The organism is Flavobacterium mesophilum (assembly GCF_039581405.1).
Lineage (GTDB): Bacteria > Bacteroidota > Bacteroidia > Flavobacteriales > Flavobacteriaceae > Flavobacterium.
Window position 1 is genome coordinate 489,117 of sequence record NZ_JBCPXZ010000003.1, and the last position, 19,537, is coordinate 508,653.

Annotated in this window: 17 protein-coding genes; 16 read left to right on the forward strand and 1 reads right to left on the reverse strand. The window is 34.8% G+C overall.

The window, feature by feature from the left end:
* Positions 1-177: 177 nt before the first annotated feature.
* The 16 genes from AAYQ19_RS11080 (at position 178) to AAYQ19_RS11155 (ending at position 17,862) form a co-directional block, all read left to right on the forward strand.
* On the forward strand, positions 178-543 hold the full coding sequence (locus AAYQ19_RS11080) for an NADH-quinone oxidoreductase subunit A (RefSeq protein ID WP_026727107.1): 366 nt from the start codon (positions 178-180) through the stop codon (positions 541-543).
* Between the two features lie 157 nt (positions 544-700).
* On the forward strand, positions 701-1,249 hold the full coding sequence (locus tag AAYQ19_RS11085; RefSeq protein WP_026727108.1) for an NADH-quinone oxidoreductase subunit B: 549 nt from the start codon (positions 701-703) through the stop codon (positions 1,247-1,249).
* Position 1,250: 1 nt separating this feature from the next.
* Positions 1,251-1,772 carry an NADH-quinone oxidoreductase subunit C gene (locus AAYQ19_RS11090; RefSeq protein WP_343536322.1) on the forward strand — a complete coding sequence of 174 codons (522 nt, stop codon included), beginning with the start codon at positions 1,251-1,253 and terminating at the stop codon, positions 1,770-1,772.
* 18 nt (positions 1,773-1,790) lie between these two features.
* Positions 1,791-3,029 carry an NADH-quinone oxidoreductase subunit D gene (locus tag AAYQ19_RS11095; RefSeq protein WP_132990490.1) on the forward strand — a complete coding sequence of 413 codons (1,239 nt, stop codon included), beginning with the start codon at positions 1,791-1,793 and terminating at the stop codon, positions 3,027-3,029.
* A gap of 136 nt (positions 3,030-3,165) precedes the next feature.
* A complete protein-coding gene (locus tag AAYQ19_RS11100; RefSeq protein ID WP_132990489.1) occupies positions 3,166-3,696 on the forward strand; it encodes a complex I 24 kDa subunit family protein in 531 nt (176 codons plus the stop codon).
* A gap of 1 nt (position 3,697) precedes the next feature.
* Complete coding sequence (gene nuoF, locus AAYQ19_RS11105; protein WP_343536324.1) at positions 3,698-5,068, forward strand: NADH-quinone oxidoreductase subunit NuoF; 1,371 nt, start codon at positions 3,698-3,700, stop codon at positions 5,066-5,068.
* Between the two features lie 93 nt (positions 5,069-5,161).
* On the forward strand, positions 5,162-6,190 hold the full coding sequence (locus tag AAYQ19_RS11110; protein ID WP_343536325.1) for an NADH-quinone oxidoreductase subunit G: 1,029 nt from the start codon (positions 5,162-5,164) through the stop codon (positions 6,188-6,190).
* A gap of 6 nt (positions 6,191-6,196) precedes the next feature.
* Complete coding sequence (gene nuoH / locus AAYQ19_RS11115; RefSeq protein WP_343536326.1) at positions 6,197-7,249, forward strand: NADH-quinone oxidoreductase subunit NuoH; 1,053 nt, start codon at positions 6,197-6,199, stop codon at positions 7,247-7,249.
* A gap of 86 nt (positions 7,250-7,335) precedes the next feature.
* The gene (locus AAYQ19_RS11120) at positions 7,336-7,881 is read left to right on the forward strand and encodes a NuoI/complex I 23 kDa subunit family protein (RefSeq protein ID WP_343536327.1); all 546 of its coding nucleotides are present in this window, start codon (positions 7,336-7,338) and stop codon (positions 7,879-7,881) included.
* Positions 7,881-8,420 carry an NADH-quinone oxidoreductase subunit J family protein gene (locus tag AAYQ19_RS11125; protein ID WP_343536328.1) on the forward strand — a complete coding sequence of 180 codons (540 nt, stop codon included), beginning with the start codon at positions 7,881-7,883 and terminating at the stop codon, positions 8,418-8,420. The genes AAYQ19_RS11120 and AAYQ19_RS11125 overlap by 1 nt, the downstream gene beginning before the upstream one ends.
* Positions 8,420-8,740, forward strand: coding sequence for an NADH-quinone oxidoreductase subunit NuoK (nuoK, locus tag AAYQ19_RS11130; protein ID WP_012023318.1), 321 nt, complete (start codon positions 8,420-8,422; stop codon positions 8,738-8,740). Before AAYQ19_RS11125 ends, nuoK begins: the two co-directional genes overlap by 1 nt.
* Before the next feature lie 6 nt (positions 8,741-8,746).
* Positions 8,747-10,630, forward strand: a complete 1,884-nt coding sequence (gene nuoL / locus AAYQ19_RS11135) for an NADH-quinone oxidoreductase subunit L (protein WP_343536329.1) — start codon at positions 8,747-8,749, stop codon at positions 10,628-10,630.
* Between the two features lie 10 nt (positions 10,631-10,640).
* Positions 10,641-12,080 carry a complex I subunit 4 family protein gene (locus tag AAYQ19_RS11140; RefSeq protein ID WP_343536330.1) on the forward strand — a complete coding sequence of 480 codons (1,440 nt, stop codon included), beginning with the start codon at positions 10,641-10,643 and terminating at the stop codon, positions 12,078-12,080.
* A 56-nt stretch (positions 12,081-12,136) separates the two neighbouring features.
* A complete protein-coding gene (locus tag AAYQ19_RS11145) occupies positions 12,137-13,528 on the forward strand; it encodes an NADH-quinone oxidoreductase subunit N (protein WP_343536331.1) in 1,392 nt (463 codons plus the stop codon).
* A 161-nt stretch (positions 13,529-13,689) separates the two neighbouring features.
* Entirely contained in the window at positions 13,690-14,460 is a 771-nt protein-coding gene (locus tag AAYQ19_RS11150; RefSeq protein ID WP_343536332.1) for a Bax inhibitor-1/YccA family protein, read from the forward strand.
* Positions 14,461-15,015: 555 nt separating this feature from the next.
* A complete protein-coding gene (locus AAYQ19_RS11155) occupies positions 15,016-17,862 on the forward strand; it encodes a pectate lyase family protein (RefSeq protein WP_343536333.1) in 2,847 nt (948 codons plus the stop codon).
* A gap of 88 nt (positions 17,863-17,950) precedes the next feature.
* Here the strand turns inward: AAYQ19_RS11155 and amaB are convergent, their stop codons facing one another.
* On the reverse strand, positions 17,951-19,504 hold the full coding sequence (gene amaB, locus AAYQ19_RS11160; RefSeq protein WP_343536334.1) for an L-piperidine-6-carboxylate dehydrogenase: 1,554 nt from the start codon (positions 19,502-19,504) through the stop codon (positions 17,951-17,953).
* Positions 19,505-19,537 lie beyond the last annotated feature (33 nt).

The window sequence follows — 19,537 nt, forward strand, 5'->3', positions numbered from 1 at the left end:
GCGTTTTTTTTTGCTTATTTCTTAAAAAAATATTAAAAAAATAGCACCTTATTTATAATCAATAAAAATTAGGCATAAACGCATATTCTGAGCATACTTATATCCTCCTTTAGTTTGTGATTTACATAGTTGAAAGTTATCTTTGTGGCTTATTCTTTAAGTAAAAACCCTAAGTTTATGCAATCTGATCAATATAGTTACATTCCAATTTTAATGCAGTTAGTTCTGGCTGTTGGTTTTGTGGTAGGAACAATAATTATTTCTGGAAAATTAGGTCCAAAAAGAACCTCTGAAGTTAAAGACAAAAACTTCGAGTGTGGTATCGAATCTGTTGGTAATGCACGTATTCCTTTTTCGGTAAAATATTTCCTTGTTGCGATCTTGTTTGTATTGTTTGACGTAGAGGTAATTTTCCTTTACCCTTGGGCAGTAAACTTTAAAGATCTTGGCATCGAAGGAATGCTAAAAATGATTGTTTTCATGGCTTTGCTTTTAGTTGGTTTCTTTTATATCATCAAAAAGAAAGCTTTAGAGTGGGAATAAATACGATTTTAGATTTTAGATTTCTGATTTTAGATTAAAGCTCTTCAATTAAAATTTAAAATTTAAACTCAATTCAATTAATACTGATTTAAAAAATTGATTTTACTTTTTACGATTTCAAAAATCTAAAATCTAAAATCAGAAATCTAAAATAAAAATGAGCGATTCAAAAGTAAATATGGTTGCACCGCCAGAAGGAGTTACTGGTGAAGGATTCTTCGCTACGAAACTTAATGATGTTGTTGGTTTAGCAAGAGCTAACTCATTATGGCCGCTTCCTTTCGCGACTTCTTGCTGTGGTATCGAATTCATGGCTACAATGGCTTCTCACTACGATTTGGCACGATTTGGTTCAGAGCGTGTGAGTTTTTCTCCTCGTCAAGCGGATATGCTTTTAGTAATGGGAACTATTTCTAAAAAAATGGCTCCTATTTTAAGACAAGTATATGAGCAAATGTCTGAGCCTCGCTGGGTAATTGCTGTTGGAGCTTGCGCTTCTTCAGGAGGAGTTTTCGATACTTATTCTGTTCTTCAAGGAATTGACAAAGTAATTCCAGTTGACGTTTATGTTCCAGGATGTCCTCCAAGACCAGAACAAATTGTTGACGGTGTAATGAGATTACAGGAATTGGTAAAAAGCGAATCTGTTAGACGCAGAAGCTCTCCAGAATACCAAGAATTATTAGCTTCATATAATATCTCATAAAATGGCTTTAGAAAATACCCTGATCCAAGATAAACTTGTAGAAACATTCAATAACGATGTTTTCAACTTTCATCAAGAAAGAGATATTTTTACTTTAGAAGCTTCGGCTGACAAAATCACAGCATTAATATTATTTTTAAAAAATGATGCTGACTTACAATTTCACTTCTTAACCGATTTATGCGGAATCCATTATCCAGATAATGAGCAAGATCGCCAGTTTGCTGTCGTTTATCATATGCACAACTGGATCGAAAATAAACGCATCAGAATCAAAGTTTATTTAGATGGTGAAAAACCAGAAATAAAATCCGTTTCAAATATTTTCTTGAGTTCAAATTGGATGGAAAGAGAAACTTACGATTTCTTCGGAATCAATTTTATTGGTCATCCGCAATTGAAACGTATTTTGAATATGGATGAAATGGTGTCTTTCCCAATGAGAAAAGAATTCCCAATGGAAGACAGCGGAAGAACTGACAAAGACGACAGATTCTTCGGAAGAACAGTATCAAATTGCTAAATAATTCAACATTATAAAATGTCAGAACTATTACTACCACCAGAGCATCGTTATGCTAAAATAATTAAGGAGCGACACAATGAAGACGGAAGCGAACTTTCTGTTCTGAATTTAGGTCCTACACACCCGGCTACTCACGGTATCTTTCAAAACATCTTATTAATGGATGGAGAAAGAATTCTTGAAGCTGAACCAACCGTGGGTTACATCCACAGAGCATTTGAGAAAATCGCTGAAAATCGTCCTTTTTACCAAATTACGCCGCTTACAGATCGTATGAACTATTGCTCCTCTCCTATTAATAATATGGGATGGTGGATGACTCTAGAAAAACTTTTAGGCATTGAAGTTCCAAAAAGAGCTCAATATTTAAGAGTTATTGTAATGGAGCTTGCTCGTATTACTGACCACTTGATCTGTAACTCGATTCTTGGTGTAGATACTGGTGCTTATACTGGTTTCTTATACGTTTTTCAATTTAGAGAAAAAGTATACGAGATTTACGAAGAAATCTGTGGAGCTCGTTTGACTACAAATATGGGAAGAATTGGTGGATTTGAAAGAGACTGGTCTCCAGAAGCTTTCAAAAAAATTGAAACTTTCCTTGAAGAATTTCCAGTTGCTTGGAAAGAATTCGAAAACTTATTCGAAAGAAACAGAATTTTCCTTGATAGAACTGTAAACGTAGGTGCTATTTCAGCAGAAAAAGCAATGGCTTATGGATTTACAGGTCCAAACTTGCGTGCTGCAGGAGTTGATTATGACGTTCGTGTTGCGCAGCCTTACTCATCTTACGAAGATTTCGATTTTATTGTACCTGTTGGAAAATCAGGAGATACTTATGATCGTTTCTGTGTTCGTAATGCTGAAGTTTGGGAAAGTTTAAGCATCATTCGTCAAGCATTAGATAAAATGCCGGCTGGAAACGAATACCATGCTGAAGTTCCAGATTATTATCTGCCTCCAAAAGAAGACGTATATAATAATATGGAATCTCTAATCTATCACTTTAAAATTGTAATGGGAGAGGTTCCTGTTCCAGTTGCAGAAATTTACCATGCTGTTGAAGGTGGAAATGGAGAGTTAGGTTTTTATTTAGCTACTGACGGTAGTAGAACTCCATATAGATTACACTTCAGAAGACCTTGCTTTATTTATTACCAAGCATATCCTGAAATGATCAAAGGCGCATTGCTTTCTGATGCAATTGTTATTCTATCGAGTTTAAACGTAATTGCTGGAGAATTAGACGCATAAATGATTACAGATTTTAGAGTTTAGATTGAAAAGTCTAAAATTTAAAATCGGAAATCAAAAAAAATAAAGATTGCAGAATATAGATTGTAGACAACAGATGAATCTGAAATCTAAAATCTAAAATCTAAAATAAAAAATGGAACGTAAACATTACAAACAAGAAATAAACATGACTGAAGCATTGATGACACGCATCAATGAATTAATCAGTCATTATCCTGAAGGTAAACAAAAATCGGCTTTATTGCCAGTTTTGCATGAAGTTCAGGATGCACATAACAACTGGTTAAGCATTGAATTGCAAGATAAAGTTGCTGAAATTCTTCAGATAAAACCAATCGAGGTTTATGAAGTGGTTACTTTTTATACCATGTTCAACCAAAAGCCAATTGGTAAATACATGTTTGAATTCTGCCAGACTTCTTGTTGTTGTTTAAGCGGTGCCGAAAATTTAATGGATTATACTTCTGAAAAATTAGGCATTAAAATGGGCGAAACAACTCCAGACGGAATGTTTACCATCGCTGGTGTAGAATGTTTAGGCGCTTGCGGATACGCTCCAATGATGCAATTGGGAGATTTCTACAAAGAGAAATTGACAGAAGAGAAAATCGATCAGTTAATTGCTGATTGTAGAGATGATAAAATAATATTACACGATAAATAAGATGTCACAAAAAATATTATTAGATAAAATCAATATTCCTGGAATTAAAACCTACGAAGTATATCGTCAAAATGGCGGTTATGCATCTGTAGAAAAAGCTTTAAAAACACTTACCCCAGATGAAGTTACTGAAGAAGTAAAAAAATCAGGATTACGTGGTCGTGGTGGTGCAGGTTTCCCTGCCGGAATGAAATGGAGCTTTATTGACAAAAAATCAGGAAGACCAAGACACTTAGTTTGTAATGCTGACGAATCAGAGCCTGGAACATTTAAAGATCGCTATTTGATGGAATACATTCCTCACTTATTGATCGAAGGAATGATTACTTCAAGCTATGCTTTGGGCGCTAACTTATCATATATCTACATTCGTGGAGAATATATGTGGGTTTTCAAAATTTTAGAAAGAGCAATCGCCGAGGCAAAAGCTGCAGGTTGGTTAGGAAAAAATATATTAGGAACAGGTTATGATTTAGAACTTCACGTACACTGTGGAGCTGGAGCATATATCTGTGGAGAAGAAACAGCATTAATCGAATCATTGGAAGGTAAAAGAGGAAATCCTCGTATCAAACCACCTTTCCCAGCGGTTTCTGGTCTTTGGGCAAATCCAACTGTGGTAAACAATGTTGAAACAATTGCGACTGTGCCTTGGATTGTTAACAATTCTGGTGATGATTATGCTAAAATTGGTATTGGCCGTTCAACTGGAACTAAATTAATTTCTGCTTCAGGAAACATTAAAAATCCTGGTGTTTACGAAATTGAATTAGGTTTAAGTGTTGATGAATTCATGAATTCTGATGAATATTTAGGAGGAATGTCTTCAAGCCGACCATTAAAAGCTTTTGTACCTGGAGGTTCTTCAGTGCCAATTTTGCCAGCTGAATTAATTTTCAAAACAGCAAATGGCGAAGATCGCTTAATGACTTACGAATCTTTAAGTGATGGTGGTTTTGCTACTGGATCTATGTTAGGTTCTGGAGGATTTATCGTTTATGACGACACAGCTTGTATCGTTAGAAACACTTGGAACTTTGCTCGTTTTTACCACCACGAATCTTGTGGACAATGTACACCTTGCCGTGAAGGAACTGGATGGTTGGAAAAAATCTTATGGAGAATCGAAAACGGTCAAGGCCGTGAAGAAGATATCGAATTATTGTGGAGCATTCAAAGCAAAATTGAAGGAAACACAATTTGTCCTCTAGGAGATGCTGCATCTTGGCCAGTTGCCGCAGCAATTCGTCACTTTAGAGATGAGTTCGAATATCACGTTCGTTTCCCTGAAAAAATCAAAAATAGAGATCACTTTGTTGCTGAACCTTTTTCACAAGTTAAGCATTTAGTAGGCGGTAAAGTAATCGTATAAAAATAAAAAGCAGAAAGTTATAAAGTTCATAATGTTAAAAAGGACAGCAATTCTTTTCAATATTCCGACTTTCAACATTCAAATCATAAAGAGATGAAAGTAACCATAGACGGTCAAAGTATAGACGTAGAGCCAGGAACAACGATCCTGCAAGCTGCACGTATGATTGGTGGAGATTTGGTGCCTCCAGCCATGTGCTATTACTCAAAATTAAAAGGGAGTGGCGGAAAATGCCGTTGCTGCTTAGTTGAAGTTTCAAAAGGAAGTGAAGCTGACCCTAGACCAATGCCAAAACTAATGGCATCTTGTGTAACAGGATGTATGGACGGAATGGAAGTAAACAGTAAATCTTCTGCCAGAGTTATGGAAGCCCGTAAATCTGTAACAGAATTTTTATTGATCAACCACCCATTAGACTGCCCAATTTGTGATCAAGCTGGAGAATGTGATCTTCAAAATTTAAGTTTTGAGCACGGGAATCCAAAATCACGTTTTATTGAAGAAAAAAGAACATTTGAGCCAGAAGATATTGGTCCAAATATTCAACTACATATGAACCGTTGTATTTTATGCCAAAGATGTGTACAAGTTGCAGATCAATTGACAGACAACAGAGTCCACGGAGTATTAGATCGTGGTGACCATGCTAATATTTCTACTGGAATTTCTAAAGCAATCGACAATGAGTTTTCTGGAAACATGATTGACGTTTGTCCGGTTGGAGCTTTAACAGACAAAACTTTCCGTTTTAAATCAAGAGTTTGGTTCAACAAACCTTATAACGCACACAGAGAATGTACAACTCCGGGATGTTGCGGTAAAACTACCGTTTGGATGTTTGGTGGTGAAATTCAACGTGTAACTGGTCGTAAAGACGAGTACCATGAAGTAGAAGAATTCATCTGCAACAGCTGTCGTTTTGATCACAAAAACGTAAATGATTGGGTTATTGAAGGACCAAGAGAATTTGAAAAAGACTCTGTAATCAACCAAAATAATTACACTCAAAAATTAGAGAAAGTTACAATCGACACTGAAAAGAACATCCTTTTAGGTAGAGATATTGACCGTAAAAAGATTAGTATGGCAGCAATTCCATTAACTGATAAAGATCAAAAATAGTAAGAAATGGAAAGTGCATTTATTATAGAAAAGAGTGTTGTTATTGTTGTCGTTTTTGCGGTAACAATGATTATGGCAATGTATTCTACTTGGGCAGAACGTAAAGTTGCTGCTTTCTTGCAAGATCGTGTTGGACCAAACCGTGCTGGATGGGGAGGTTTATTGCAACCACTTGCAGATGGTATGAAATTATTCTCAAAAGAAGAGTTTTTCCCAAATACACCAAATAGATTTTTATTCGTAGTTGGACCTGCAATTGCAATGAGTACTGCTTTAATGACCAGTGCTGTAATTCCATGGGGAGATAAACTTCATCTTTTTGGAAGAGACATTATCCTTCAAGCAACTGACGTAAACATCGCTTTATTATACATTTTTGGAGTTCTTTCTGTTGGAGTTTATGGTATCATGATTGGTGGATGGGCTTCTAACAATAAATTCTCATTGATGGGAGCTGTTCGTGCAGCTTCTCAAATGGTTTCTTATGAAGTTGCGATGGGATTGTCAATGATTGCATTGTTGATGATGACTGGAACAATGAGCTTGAAAGAAATCTCATTACAGCAACAAGGAATGAACTGGAATGTTTTTTATCAGCCTTTATCATTCTTGATCTTCTTAATTTGTTCATTTGCTGAAACTAACAGAACACCTTTCGACTTAGCAGAATGTGAAAGTGAGTTAATTGGAGGTTACCATACAGAGTATTCTTCTATGAAAATGGGATTCTATTTATTTGCTGAATATGCAAGTATGTTTATTTCTTCTACAATTATTTCTGTATTGTTTTTCGGAGGATATAACTATCCTGGAATGCAATGGATGGTAGAAAATGTTGGTGTAAATACTGCTAACTTATTAGGAATTGGAGTTTTATTTATAAAAATATGTTTCTTCATATTCTTTTACATGTGGGTGCGTTGGACGATTCCAAGATTTAGATATGACCAATTAATGAACTTAGGTTGGAGAATTTTAATCCCGCTTTCGATTGTTAATATCATGATTACAGGTGCTGTTATTTTAAGACACGATATCGCAGCAGCTTTAGGGTTCTAAGAAACTGTAATTAGCTTCAAATAAAAAACAAAATAGATTTTGAATTTGATTGACCAAATTTTGAATCATAAATTATAATAGTAAAAATGTCAATAGAAACTATATCATTATCGGGTAGAAAAAAAGTGGTGTCAAACAAGGACATGACTTTTTTAGAACGATTGTATCTTGTGGCAATTGTCAAAGGTTTATTGATTACCATTAAACACTTTTTCAGAAAAAAAGCTACAATTCATTACCCAGAGCAAGTACGCGAAAGAAGTGCTGTTTACCGTGGCCAGCATATGCTAAAACGTGACGAACAAGGTCGCGAAAACTGTACTGCATGTGGATTATGTGCTTTATCATGCCCAGCAGAAGCAATCACGATGAAAGCTGCTGAACGTAAAGCAGATGAAAAACATTTATACAGAGAAGAGAAATACGCTGAGATTTATGAAATCAATATGCTTCGTTGTATTTTCTGTGGTTTGTGTGAAGAAGCTTGCCCGAAAGATGCAATTTACTTGACAGAATCTAAAGTTTTAGTTCCTGCAAGCTATGATAGAGAAGATTTCATTTTTGGAAAAGACAAACTTGTTATGCCTTTAGAAATGGCTCTTAAAAATTCACAACTTAATAACGCTAACTAATGATACACATTCCAGATCTTGCAAACGCAACTCCTGTAGGAGTGATATTTTGTATCTTAGCGTTTATTACTGTAATTACTGCTTTCTTGACTATTTTTAGCAGAAACCCAATTCACTCGGCTATTTACTTGGTGATTTGTTTCTTCTCTATTGGAGGTCATTATCTGTTATTAAACTCTCAATTCTTAGCAATTGTTCATATAATCGTTTACGCTGGAGCCATTATGATTTTGTTCCTATTTACGATTATGTTAATGAACTTAAACGAGCAAAAAGACGTGCACCGACCTCGAATTACACGTTTGGGCGCGATTGTTTCTTTCTGTTTAATTGTTATTGTTTTGATCGCAATCTTCATCAATTCTAAACCAATTGTGGGTGATTACGATTCAACAGGAGAAGATTTCCAATCGATTAAAGTATTGGGTAAAATATTATTGAACGAATATATGGTGCCGTTTGAATTTGCTTCGATCTTACTTTTAGTAGCAATGATTGGAACTGTATTATTGTCTAAAAAAGAAAAATTAAATAAGTAATGGGTAATATATTAAATCAAATAGGTATTGAAAATTACATCTTTTTAAGCGTTGTACTTTTTTGTATTGGTGTTTTTGGTGTGTTATACAGACGAAATTCTATCATTGTTTTTATGTCTATCGAAATCATGCTGAATGCAGTTAACCTTTTATTTGTGGCTTTTTCGACTTATCATCAAGATGCACAGGGACAAGTATTCGTATTCTTTTCGATGGCTGTTGCTGCTGCCGAAGTTGCAGTTGGATTAGCGATTCTGGTTTCTATCTTTAGAAACATTGGCTCAATTAGTATCGATAACTTAAAAAATTTAAAAGGATAAAAAGAAATGGATATTAATTTAGCTTTACTTTTAGTATTAACTCCTTTTTTAGGATTTTTAATCAATGTTTTCTTTGGAAAAAGCCTAGGAAAATCAGTTTCTGGAGCAATCGGAACTGTTGCCGTGGCAATTTCTTTCATCGTTACTCTTGTTCTTTTTAATCAAATTACTTCAACTGGAAAAGCAATTGAAGTTACTTTATTTGATTGGATTCAAATTAGCAACTTAAAAATCAATCTTGGATTTTTATTAGATCAATTATCTGTACTTTGGTTACTTTTCGTAACTGGAATTGGATCTTTGATTCACTTATACTCTATCAGTTACATGCATGATGATGAGAATATGCACAAATTTTTTGCGTATTTAAATCTGTTCGTATTCTTTATGATTACGCTTGTAATTGGAAGCAACTTATTAGTTCTTTTCATCGGATGGGAAGGTGTTGGACTTTGTTCTTACCTATTAATCGGATTCTGGCATAAAAACCAAGATTACAATGATGCAGCGAAAAAAGCTTTCATCATGAACAGAATTGGAGATTTAGGTCTTTTAATTGGTATGTTCATCATCGGTTCGATGTTCTCTACATTAGATTATGCAACTTTAAAAACGGCAATTGCTGGAGCTTCTAACTTAAATTTACCATTACTTTCATTAGCTGCTTTATGTTTATTCATTGGAGCTTGTGGTAAATCTGCTCAAATTCCGTTATACACTTGGTTACCTGATGCGATGGCTGGTCCAACTCCAGTTTCTGCATTAATCCACGCGGCTACGATGGTAACTGCAGGTATATTTATGGTAACAAGATTAAACTTTGTTTTTGACCTTGCGACAGATGTACAAACTGTTATTGCAGTTATTGGAGCTATCACTTCATTAGTAGCTGCTACAATTGGTTTAGTTCAAAATGACATCAAAAAAGTATTGGCTTACTCTACAGTTTCACAATTAGGTTTAATGTTCTTGGCATTAGGATTTGGAGCTTATGAAGTAGCGGTTTTCCACGTAATCACGCACGCTTTCTTTAAAGCATGTTTATTCTTAGGATCAGGTTCTGTTATCCACGGATTACATGGCGAGCAAGATATGCGTAACATGGGAGGTTTGCGCAAAGCAATGCCGATTACTTTCTGGACCATGTTGATTTCTTCATTAGCAATCTCAGGAGTTCCATTTTTCTCTGGATTCTTCTCTAAAGACGAAATCTTATTGACAGCTTTCCACCACAGTATTCCATTATACGTTGTTGGATCTGTTGCTTCAATTATGACAGCTTTCTACATGTTTAGATTAATGTTCTTGACTTTCTTCAAAGAATTTAGAGGAACTGAAGAACAAAAACATCATTTACATGAAAGTGGTTCATTAATTACTATTCCCCTTATTATTTTAGCTATTTTGGCAACTTTTGGTGGATTGATTAGTTTGCCAGGAAACAGCTGGTTGAATGAATACTTGGCTCCTCTTTTCACAAAAGTGGCAGGTGAAGAACACCATTTAGGCACAACTGAGTACACTTTAATGGGCGTTGCAGTTTTAGGAGGATTATTAGGAATTTTAATTGCTTATATAAAATACTTTAAACAAGACAATGTACCAGAAAGCGACGACAATATCACTGGCATCGCAAAACTTCTATACGACAAATATTATGTTGATGAACTTTATGATCTTGTATTTGTTCGTCCAATAAACGGATTATCAAAAATCTTTAGAGATTATGTTGAGACTGGTTTATCTACACTTGTTTTTGGATTAGGCAAAGTAGCGAATGAATTGTCATTCCAAGGGAAAAAATTACAAACCGGAAGTATCGGATTATATCTTTTTGCTTTCGTGTTGGGTCTTTGTGCCATTGTATCTTATATATTTTTAGCTCAATAATATTATAACTATGAACGTTTCTACTATATTAATTATACTTTTAATTGGTGCATTTGCCACTTATTTTTCTGGTGACAAACTAGCTTCAAAAGTTGCTTTGCTATTTAGTTTAGCTGCTTTAGGATGTTCAGTTGTATTATTGAATAATTATAATGCTGGCGAAAATATCAGCGTAATTAACAGCTGGATTACACAGCCAAAGATTTCTTTCGCCTTAAATGCTGACGGTCTTGGGCTTGCAATGGTTTTATTAACTGCTGCTTTAACTCCAATTATTATATTCTCATCCTTTGGAAATGAATATAATAATTCGAAAGCTTTTTATGCTCTAATTTTATTTATGGCATTTGCAATGACAGGAACTTTCCTTGCTGCAGATGGTCTATTATATTATATTTTCTGGGAGTTAGCTCTTATTCCTATTTACTTTATTGCTCTTATATGGGGTAACGGTGATGCAGACGAAAGAAGAAAAGCAGTGGTTAAATTCTTTATTTATACACTTGCTGGTTCGTTATTCATGCTTGTCGCTTTTATTTATTTGTACCAAAAAGCCGGAAGCTTCTTAATCGAAGATTTATACAAACTGAATCTTTCTGCTGACGAGCAATTATGGATATTCTTGGCTTTCTTTTTAGCTTATGCAATCAAAATTCCAATTATTCCTTTCCATACATGGCAAGCAAATGTGTATCAAAAAGCACCAACTGTTGGAACAATGCTTTTATCTGGTATCATGCTTAAAATGGGATTATACAGTGTGATTCGTTGGCAATTGCCAATTGCGCCATTGGCAGCAAAAGAATATATGGATATTTTCATTGCATTAGGAATTGCTGGAGTTATCTATGGATCTATTGTGGCTTTGAGACAAAAAGATTTAAAGAAATTATTAGCTTATTCATCTCTAGCTCACGTTGGATTAATTGCTGCAGGAACTTACACTTTAACAGTTGATGGTTTACGTGGAGCAGTTTTACAAATGATCGCTCACGGTTTTGTTGTAGTTGGGTTATTTTACGCTGCTGAAATTATCTTCAGAAGATTCGAAACAAGAGAAATTGCTTCACTAGGCGGTATCCGTACGCAATCTCCAAAATTTACTTCAATGTTCTTAATTTTGGTTCTAGCATCGGTTGCTTTGCCAACTACATTTAACTTTGTTGGAGAATTTACAGTATTATACAGTTTGTCTCAAATCAATATTTGGTTTGCTGTTCTAGGTGGAACAACTATTATTTTGGGAGCTTACTATATGCTTAAAATGTTTCAGAATGTAATGTTGGGAGAAACGAATTCAAAAGTTTTTGCTGATGTTACTCTTAACGAAGGTATATCAATGGTAGCCATTATTGCTGTTTTGATATTCTTTGGATTTTATCCAAAACCAATCACAGATTTGATTACACCAAGTTTAGAAACGATTTTAAACGTTATCAATAAAAATTAATATTTTAAATAAAATAAATTAGGGCGTTTTAGATTTCCTAAATCAAAAAAACAAAAATGAATACATTAATAGCTATAACAGGATTGGGTATTTTTTGCCTATTGTTTGAAATTCTAAATTTTAGAAAAGGCATTGTTCCGTTTACCATTTTAGGTTTATTGGGAGTTTTGGCACTTAACTATTATGAATTTGGATCAACAGCAAGTTATTATAACAATATGATTGTGGTGAGCAAGTTCTCTACTGCTTTTTCATCATTGTTTATTATTTTGACTATTTTCCTTGTAGCGTTAAGTCATAATTTTTACGAAAATCATCAGACAAAAATTTCTGATTTTGTTGCGATAAAAGTATTTTTATTGGCTGGAGCTGTTGCTATGGTTTCTTTCGGAAACTTAGCAATGTTTTTCCTAGGAATCGAAATTCTTTCAATTGCATTATACATTCTTGCAGCAAGCGATCGTTTGAACATTAAAAGTAATGAAGCAGGTATGAAATATTTCTTGATGGGATCTTTCGCATCAGGAATCATTTTATTTGGTATTTGTTTGATTTACGGAGCTATGGGAACTTTCGATGTTACTGAAATCTATGAAAGCTCTTTATCTGCTGAATTGCCAATCTGGTTTCCAATCGGAATGGTCTTAATGACAATTGGTATGTTTTTCAAAATTGCAGCTGTACCATTTCACTTCTGGGCTCCAGACGTTTATGAAGGTTCTCCTGCATTGACAACTGCTTTGATGAGCACTTTGGCTAAAGTTGTAGCTGTTGCAACGCTTTACAAATTAGTATCAGGATTAAATTTGATTCCTTCATTAGAAAACCAAGATCTTTTAGGAACATTTGAACATATTATCGTTATTATTTCAATTGCTTCTATGACAGTTGGAAACATAATGGCTTTGCGCCAAGTGAATGTAAAACGTATGTTAGCATTTTCTGGAATTTCGCACGCAGGTTTCATGCTGATGACATTTTTAACTATTGCAACATCTGCAGGAGTTTTACTATATTATGCTGCTGCTTATGCATTAGCCGGAATTGCTGCGTTTAGTGTTATTTTATACGTTTGCAAAAATCAAGACAATGAGGATGTTACAAACTTCCACGGTTTAGGAAAAACAAATCCGTTATTGGCAGCAATCTTGACTGGTTCATTGTTGTCTATGGCCGGAATTCCAATTTTTTCTGGATTTTTTGCTAAATTATTCTTATTCAGTCAAACTATTCAATCTGGTTATATTGCATTAGTTATTGTAGCTGTAATCAACTCAATTATTAGTGTTGGTTATTATTTCAAACTAATTTTAGCAATGTATTCAAAAGAACCAAACGAAGAGCGTACAGGAAAACCATTTCTTATTTATGCTGTAGCAGTTGTCTCAATTACTTTGAACATTGTTTTAGGTTTATTCCCTTCTTTAGTTTTAGATTTATTGAACTAATTTTTTAAAAAAAATATAGAATGTCCATCAAGAATTTCTTTTGGTGGACATTTTTTTTGTTCTTGTTTTTTCAAGAAAAATTCATGTTAAAAATTTCTATTCAAACTTATAGACTTAAAAAAAACTTCATATATTTGAGTTCATCTAAATGTATTTAAACTATGGCTTTCAATTCAAAAAATCCATTTTTAAACAGCAAAAATTTTTCATCAAATGCTGTTTCAAGAGCTGAAGGAATGCACGAAGCACAAATTATTGACTACAATCAACAAATGACTGTTTCTGGCACAATTAACAAAACAGCTATTTTATTTTTAATTCTTACTGGTGCTGCCATGGTAACTTGGTGGATGGCTTTTAATGGAATGAACATCATGTTGCCAGCAATAGGTGGTGCAATTGTTGGGTTGATTTTGGTATTAATTTCAGCTTTCAAACCACAATATTCTCCATATTTAGCACCTGGTTATGCATTATTTGAAGGTTTATTCATTGGAGGAATATCTGCAATTTTTGAAGCAATGTATCCTGGAATTGTCATCAATGCTGTTGGTGCAACCTTAGTGACTTTTTTAGTTTGCTTAGGCTTGTATAAATTTGGAATCGTAAAAGTTACTGAAACATTCAAATCAGTAGTAGTTGCTGCAACATTGGCAATCGCGACTTACTATCTAATTTCTTGGATCGCTTCATTAATTTTCAATTTCACTCCTGTTCATTACGGAAATTCAATGATAAGTATTGGAATCAGTGTTTTTGTAATTGTAATCGCTGCCTTAAACTTATTCTTAGATTTTGATCAAATTGAACAAGGGGCACGACAAAGAATGCCTAAATTCATGGAATGGTATGGAGCTATGGGATTAGTAATCACATTAGTTTGGTTATATATTGAATTCTTAAGACTTCTTTCTAAATTATCGAAAAAATAATTTTTTCAACCCTATACTTTAAGCCTTTTTGAGATTTTCAAAAAGGCTTTTTTTTATGCTTTCATTTTAATAAAATTGTCTTTTAAAAAGACTTATTTTCTTTCAAAACCTCATTCAAAAACAAAACGTTACTCTTGTTTTTCTTCTTTAAAAAATGAAAACCAGACATTTTTTAAATTCTTTTTAAGCAAATTTCCCAAATAAAAAATCACAAAAGTAAGGCATTTCTTTCTTTATTTAAATTCGATGAAATTTTTAAAAAACTTCATAAAAATTAAAATTCGGAAACAAACTTATTTCAATTTACAGCAAAAAACGTAGTAAAAATAGGACTTCACGAGAGTTGAACAGATTATGTAATAAATTACAATTAATGCAATTTATTACATAATGAATATTATTTTACGTAATTTTTTAAGTTATTCATTTTTAATTAATCAAATAATTATGAATTTGAAAAAATTATATATTTTTGTGTAATCGATTACAATTAATAATTGTAAAAGATGATCAAAACCACAAATAATATTTACTAACTATTTTAACCAAACAATTATGAAAAAAAACCTACTTTTCGTTTTCGTTTTTCTTGCTTGCGTCCAAACTTGGGCACAACAAGTTACAATTAGTGAAGCATCGGGCTGGCTAGAAACTGCTTTTGTAAAATGGCAACCCGTCAGCAATGCTCAAACCTATAATGTTTATTATTCCGGTGCAGGAATTACCGACAAAAAAATTGATGATCAGCTCATCAGAAGCTACGGAAGTTATTTTCGAGCTGATATTCCAGGATTAAAAGCAGGATCCTACACAGTCAAAGTAAAGCCAGTAATTTCTGGAGTAGAAGGAACTGGATCTACTACTGGCACATTAACCGTATCAGCACATGATCGAAACGGATTTGCTTTTGAAAGCGGTCGAGTTCCAGGAGGTTATAAAGCTGATGGAACGCCAAAGGACAATGCAGTAATTTTATACATTACGCAAAACACCAAAAACACCATTTCAATGAACATAACCGGAGCAAGTGCAAATCCTTGTGTTGGTCTGCAGAATATTTTATACGCGATCAAGAAAGGAAAAGACACACGCCCATTCATTATTCGATTAATTGGAAATATTACTGATATGACCGTTATGGAAGGTGGCGATGTTGTTATCGAAAATGCAAACAACGCATCAAGCTACGTAACCATTGAAGGAATTGGAAATGATGCTGTTGCAAATGGCTGGGGCGTTCGCTTAAAGTCAGCTTCGAATATCGAGGTAAGCAATCTTGGTTTTATGAACTGTAATAGTACAGCTGGAGACAATGTTGGAATGCAACAAGACAATGACCATATTTGGGTTCACAACTGCGACTTATTTTACGGAAATGCGGGAAGCGATGCAGATCAAATTAAGGGAGATGGAGCTTTGGACAACAAATCTTCAACTTACATTACTCTTTCTTATAATCACTTTTGGGATAACGGAAAAGCAAGTCTTTTAGGCTTAAGTGAAGGAACTACAACTGGTTTGTACATCACATATCATCACAACTGGTTCGACCACTCAGATTCCCGTCATCCTCGTGTTCGTTATTATTCGGCACATATTTACAACAATTATTATGACGGAAATGCTAAATACGGCGCTGGATCAACTATGGGATCTTCTCTTTTTGTAGAAGGAAATTATTTCAGAAATGCCAAACACCCAATGTTGACTTCTTTACAAGGAACAGATATCTGGGACGAAGCCAATCAGGTAAATAATGCTGGAACTATGGGAACTTTCTCTGGTGAAGCCGGCGGATTTATAAAGGCATATAACAATACTTTTGATGCTTCAAACGGAACTAACAATATGCGTTTTGTGGCTTATAATGATCCGAATCCGTTATACAATATTTCAGGCAAAATAAGTTCAACTACAGATTTTGATGCCTATGTTGCAACATCAAGAGGTGAAACTGTAAGCAGTACAATCAAATCAAAATCAGGTGCAAACTCTTATAACAATTTTGACACTGATGCTTCTTTATATGTGAAAAATTTAGCGATTGATCAACCTGCCACTGCAAAAACCAAAGTAACACAATACGCAGGGCGTGTTTCTGGAGGAGACTTGAAATGGACATTCGACAACAGTGTTGATGACACTTCTTCACTTGTTATTTCGGCTTTAAAATCTGCATTGACAAACTATACAGGGACTTTAGTTTCGGTTCAAGGCGAAGGAAATCCTCCTGCAAGTTCACAAACACTTACTTCTAGTGGCAATGAAAATCAAACTGTAACTAGCGGAACGGCAATCGCATCTATTGTATTTACTTGGGGTGGCGATGCCACAGATGCAACGGTTACCGGCCTGCCAGCATCAGGACTTAGTTTTGTAAAAAATGCAACAGCAAAAACCATTACTATTACAGGAACTCCAACTGCAACTGTTTCCTATTCGATAGCAACAACAGGAACTGGAACACCAGCAACAGGTTCAGGAACAATTACAGTTAATGCAGCAGGCACACAAACACTGACATCTCCTTCAAATAACAATCAAACAGTGACAAGCGGATCTGCAATATCTTCAATTATCTTCACTTGGGGAGGTACAGCTACAGACGCAACCGTAACAGGATTACCAGCATCTGGAATTAGTTTTACAAAAAATACAACAGCAAAAACGATCACCATTACAGGAACACCAACAGCCTCAGTATCATATTCAATTGCAACTACTGGAACTGGAACGCCAGCAACAGGTTCAGGGACAATTACTGTCAATACAGGTACACCAAGTGGTGATGAGATTCATAATTTTACAACCTCTGGCAAAACAAGTTCTTTTTATGCAATAACAGGAAATATGAACTCAACTGATGGTTCTGTAACTTACAACGGACTTACTTTGACTAAACGTTTAAAAATTGAAACTAGCACATCGATAACCTATACAACAACAAGTGCTTCAACACTAACTTTAGTTTTTGATTCTAATTTCACAGGAACTATTAAAGTTGATAATGTTTCATATACAGCTTCGGCTGGAATTGCAACTGCGTCAATCGCCGCAGGTTCTCATACCATTACCAAAGGATCTGTTGCAAATCTTTTCTATATCAGCACAGCTTATACAAGTGGAAGTACTTTGCGAATGGCAAAAACGGCAGAGGTCACTGCAGAGCCAGAAACTTCAAAAATACTTTTATATCCAAATCCTGTTTCTGATGTTTTATATTTTTCGAAATCAACTCAAACGATCGAAAAAGTTCAGGTTTATAACATTTTTGGAACATTAGTGAGCAGTGCAGGAAAAGATGCTGAAAGTATTGATTTAAGCCGATTAATTCCTGGAACTTATTTAGTAAAAGTTTATACTACAGATGTCACTTTTAATCAAACAATTCTAAAAAAATAAACTACCAACCTTACTTGACTAACTTAATTTCAAAAGCAAAGGCTTCCAATTATGAAAGCCTTTGTTATTTTTGCTATCTGTCAAAATCTTATAAATCAAATTTAATTCCTTGTGCCAAAGGAAGATTCGTAGTATAATTAATAGTGTTAGTTTGACGGCGCATGTAAATTTTCCAAGCATCAGATCCAGATTCGCGTCCGCCTCCGGTTTCTTTTTCACCACCAAAAGCACCTCCAATTTCTGCTCCCGAAGTTCCGATATTTACGTTTGCAATGCCACAATCAGAGCCTGTTACCGACAAAAATCTTTCAGCTTCGCGCAAATTATTTGTCATAATTGCTGAAGATAATCCTTGGGCAACTCCATTTTGAATTTCGATCGCGTTATCGACATCTCCAGAATATTTAATCAAATACAAAACCGGAGCAAAAGTCTCATGTTGCACAATCGCAAATGAATTTTCAGCCTCCGCAATTGCAGGTTTCACGTAACAACCACTTTCATATCCTTCGCCAGAAAGCACACCACCTTCAACCAAGATTTTTCCACCTTCTGAAACCACTCTGTTCAAAGCAACTGCATAAGCTTCAACCGCGTGTGTATCAATTAGCGGTCCCACATGATTATTTTCGTCAAGCGGATTTCCAATTCTTAATTGTTTGTAAGTAGCTACTAAAGCATCTTTTACTTTATCATAAATACTTTCATGAATAATCAATCTTCGAGTTGATGTACAACGCTGACCAGCAGTTCCAACCGCTCCAAAAACAGCTCCGATAACAGTCATTTTAATATCTGCATCTGGAGTAACTATAATCGCATTGTTTCCTCCTAATTCCAATAATGATTTTCCTAATCGAGCGGCAACTGCTTGAGCGACGATTTTCCCCATTCTAGTTGAACCCGTTGCAGAAACTAATGGAATACGAGTATCTTTTGTCAACAACTCTCCTATTTTGTAATCGCCATTTACCAAACAAGAAATTCCTTCTGGCAAATTGTTTTCTTTGATAACTTGGGCGATTATATTTTGACAAGCAATACCGCAAAGAGGTGTTTTTTCAGAAGGTTTCCAAACGCAAACATCGCCAGAAATCCAAGCCAAAGCCGTGTTCCAAGACCAAACTGCAACCGGGAAATTAAATGCCGAAATAATTCCGACAATTCCTAGTGGATGATATTGCTCATACATACGATGTCCCGGTCTTTCAGAATGCATGGTCAAACCATGCAATTGACGAGATAATCCAACAGCAAAATCACAGATATCGATCATTTCCTGAACTTCACCATAGCCTTCCTGCAATGATTTTCCCATTTCATAAGAAACCAATTTTCCTAAAGCTTCTTTATTTTGGCGTAATTTTTCTCCAAACTGACGCACAATTTCGCCACGCTGAGGCGCAGGAATTAATCTGAAAGTCTTAAAAGCCTCAGTTGCTGAACGCATTACTTTTTCGTAATCTTCAAGTGTTGAAGTTTTTACTGATGCAATTAATTTTCCATCTACCGGAGAAAAACTGTCTAAAATTTCTCCCGATGAAAAATTCTCTACTCCCGTTGAAGTTCCTTCGTTAACTAGTTTAATTCCTAGTTTTTCTAAGGCTTCATTCATGCCAAATTGCGATGCTATTGTTGTCATTGTAACTTTTTTAGTTAAAATTGTTATATTTTT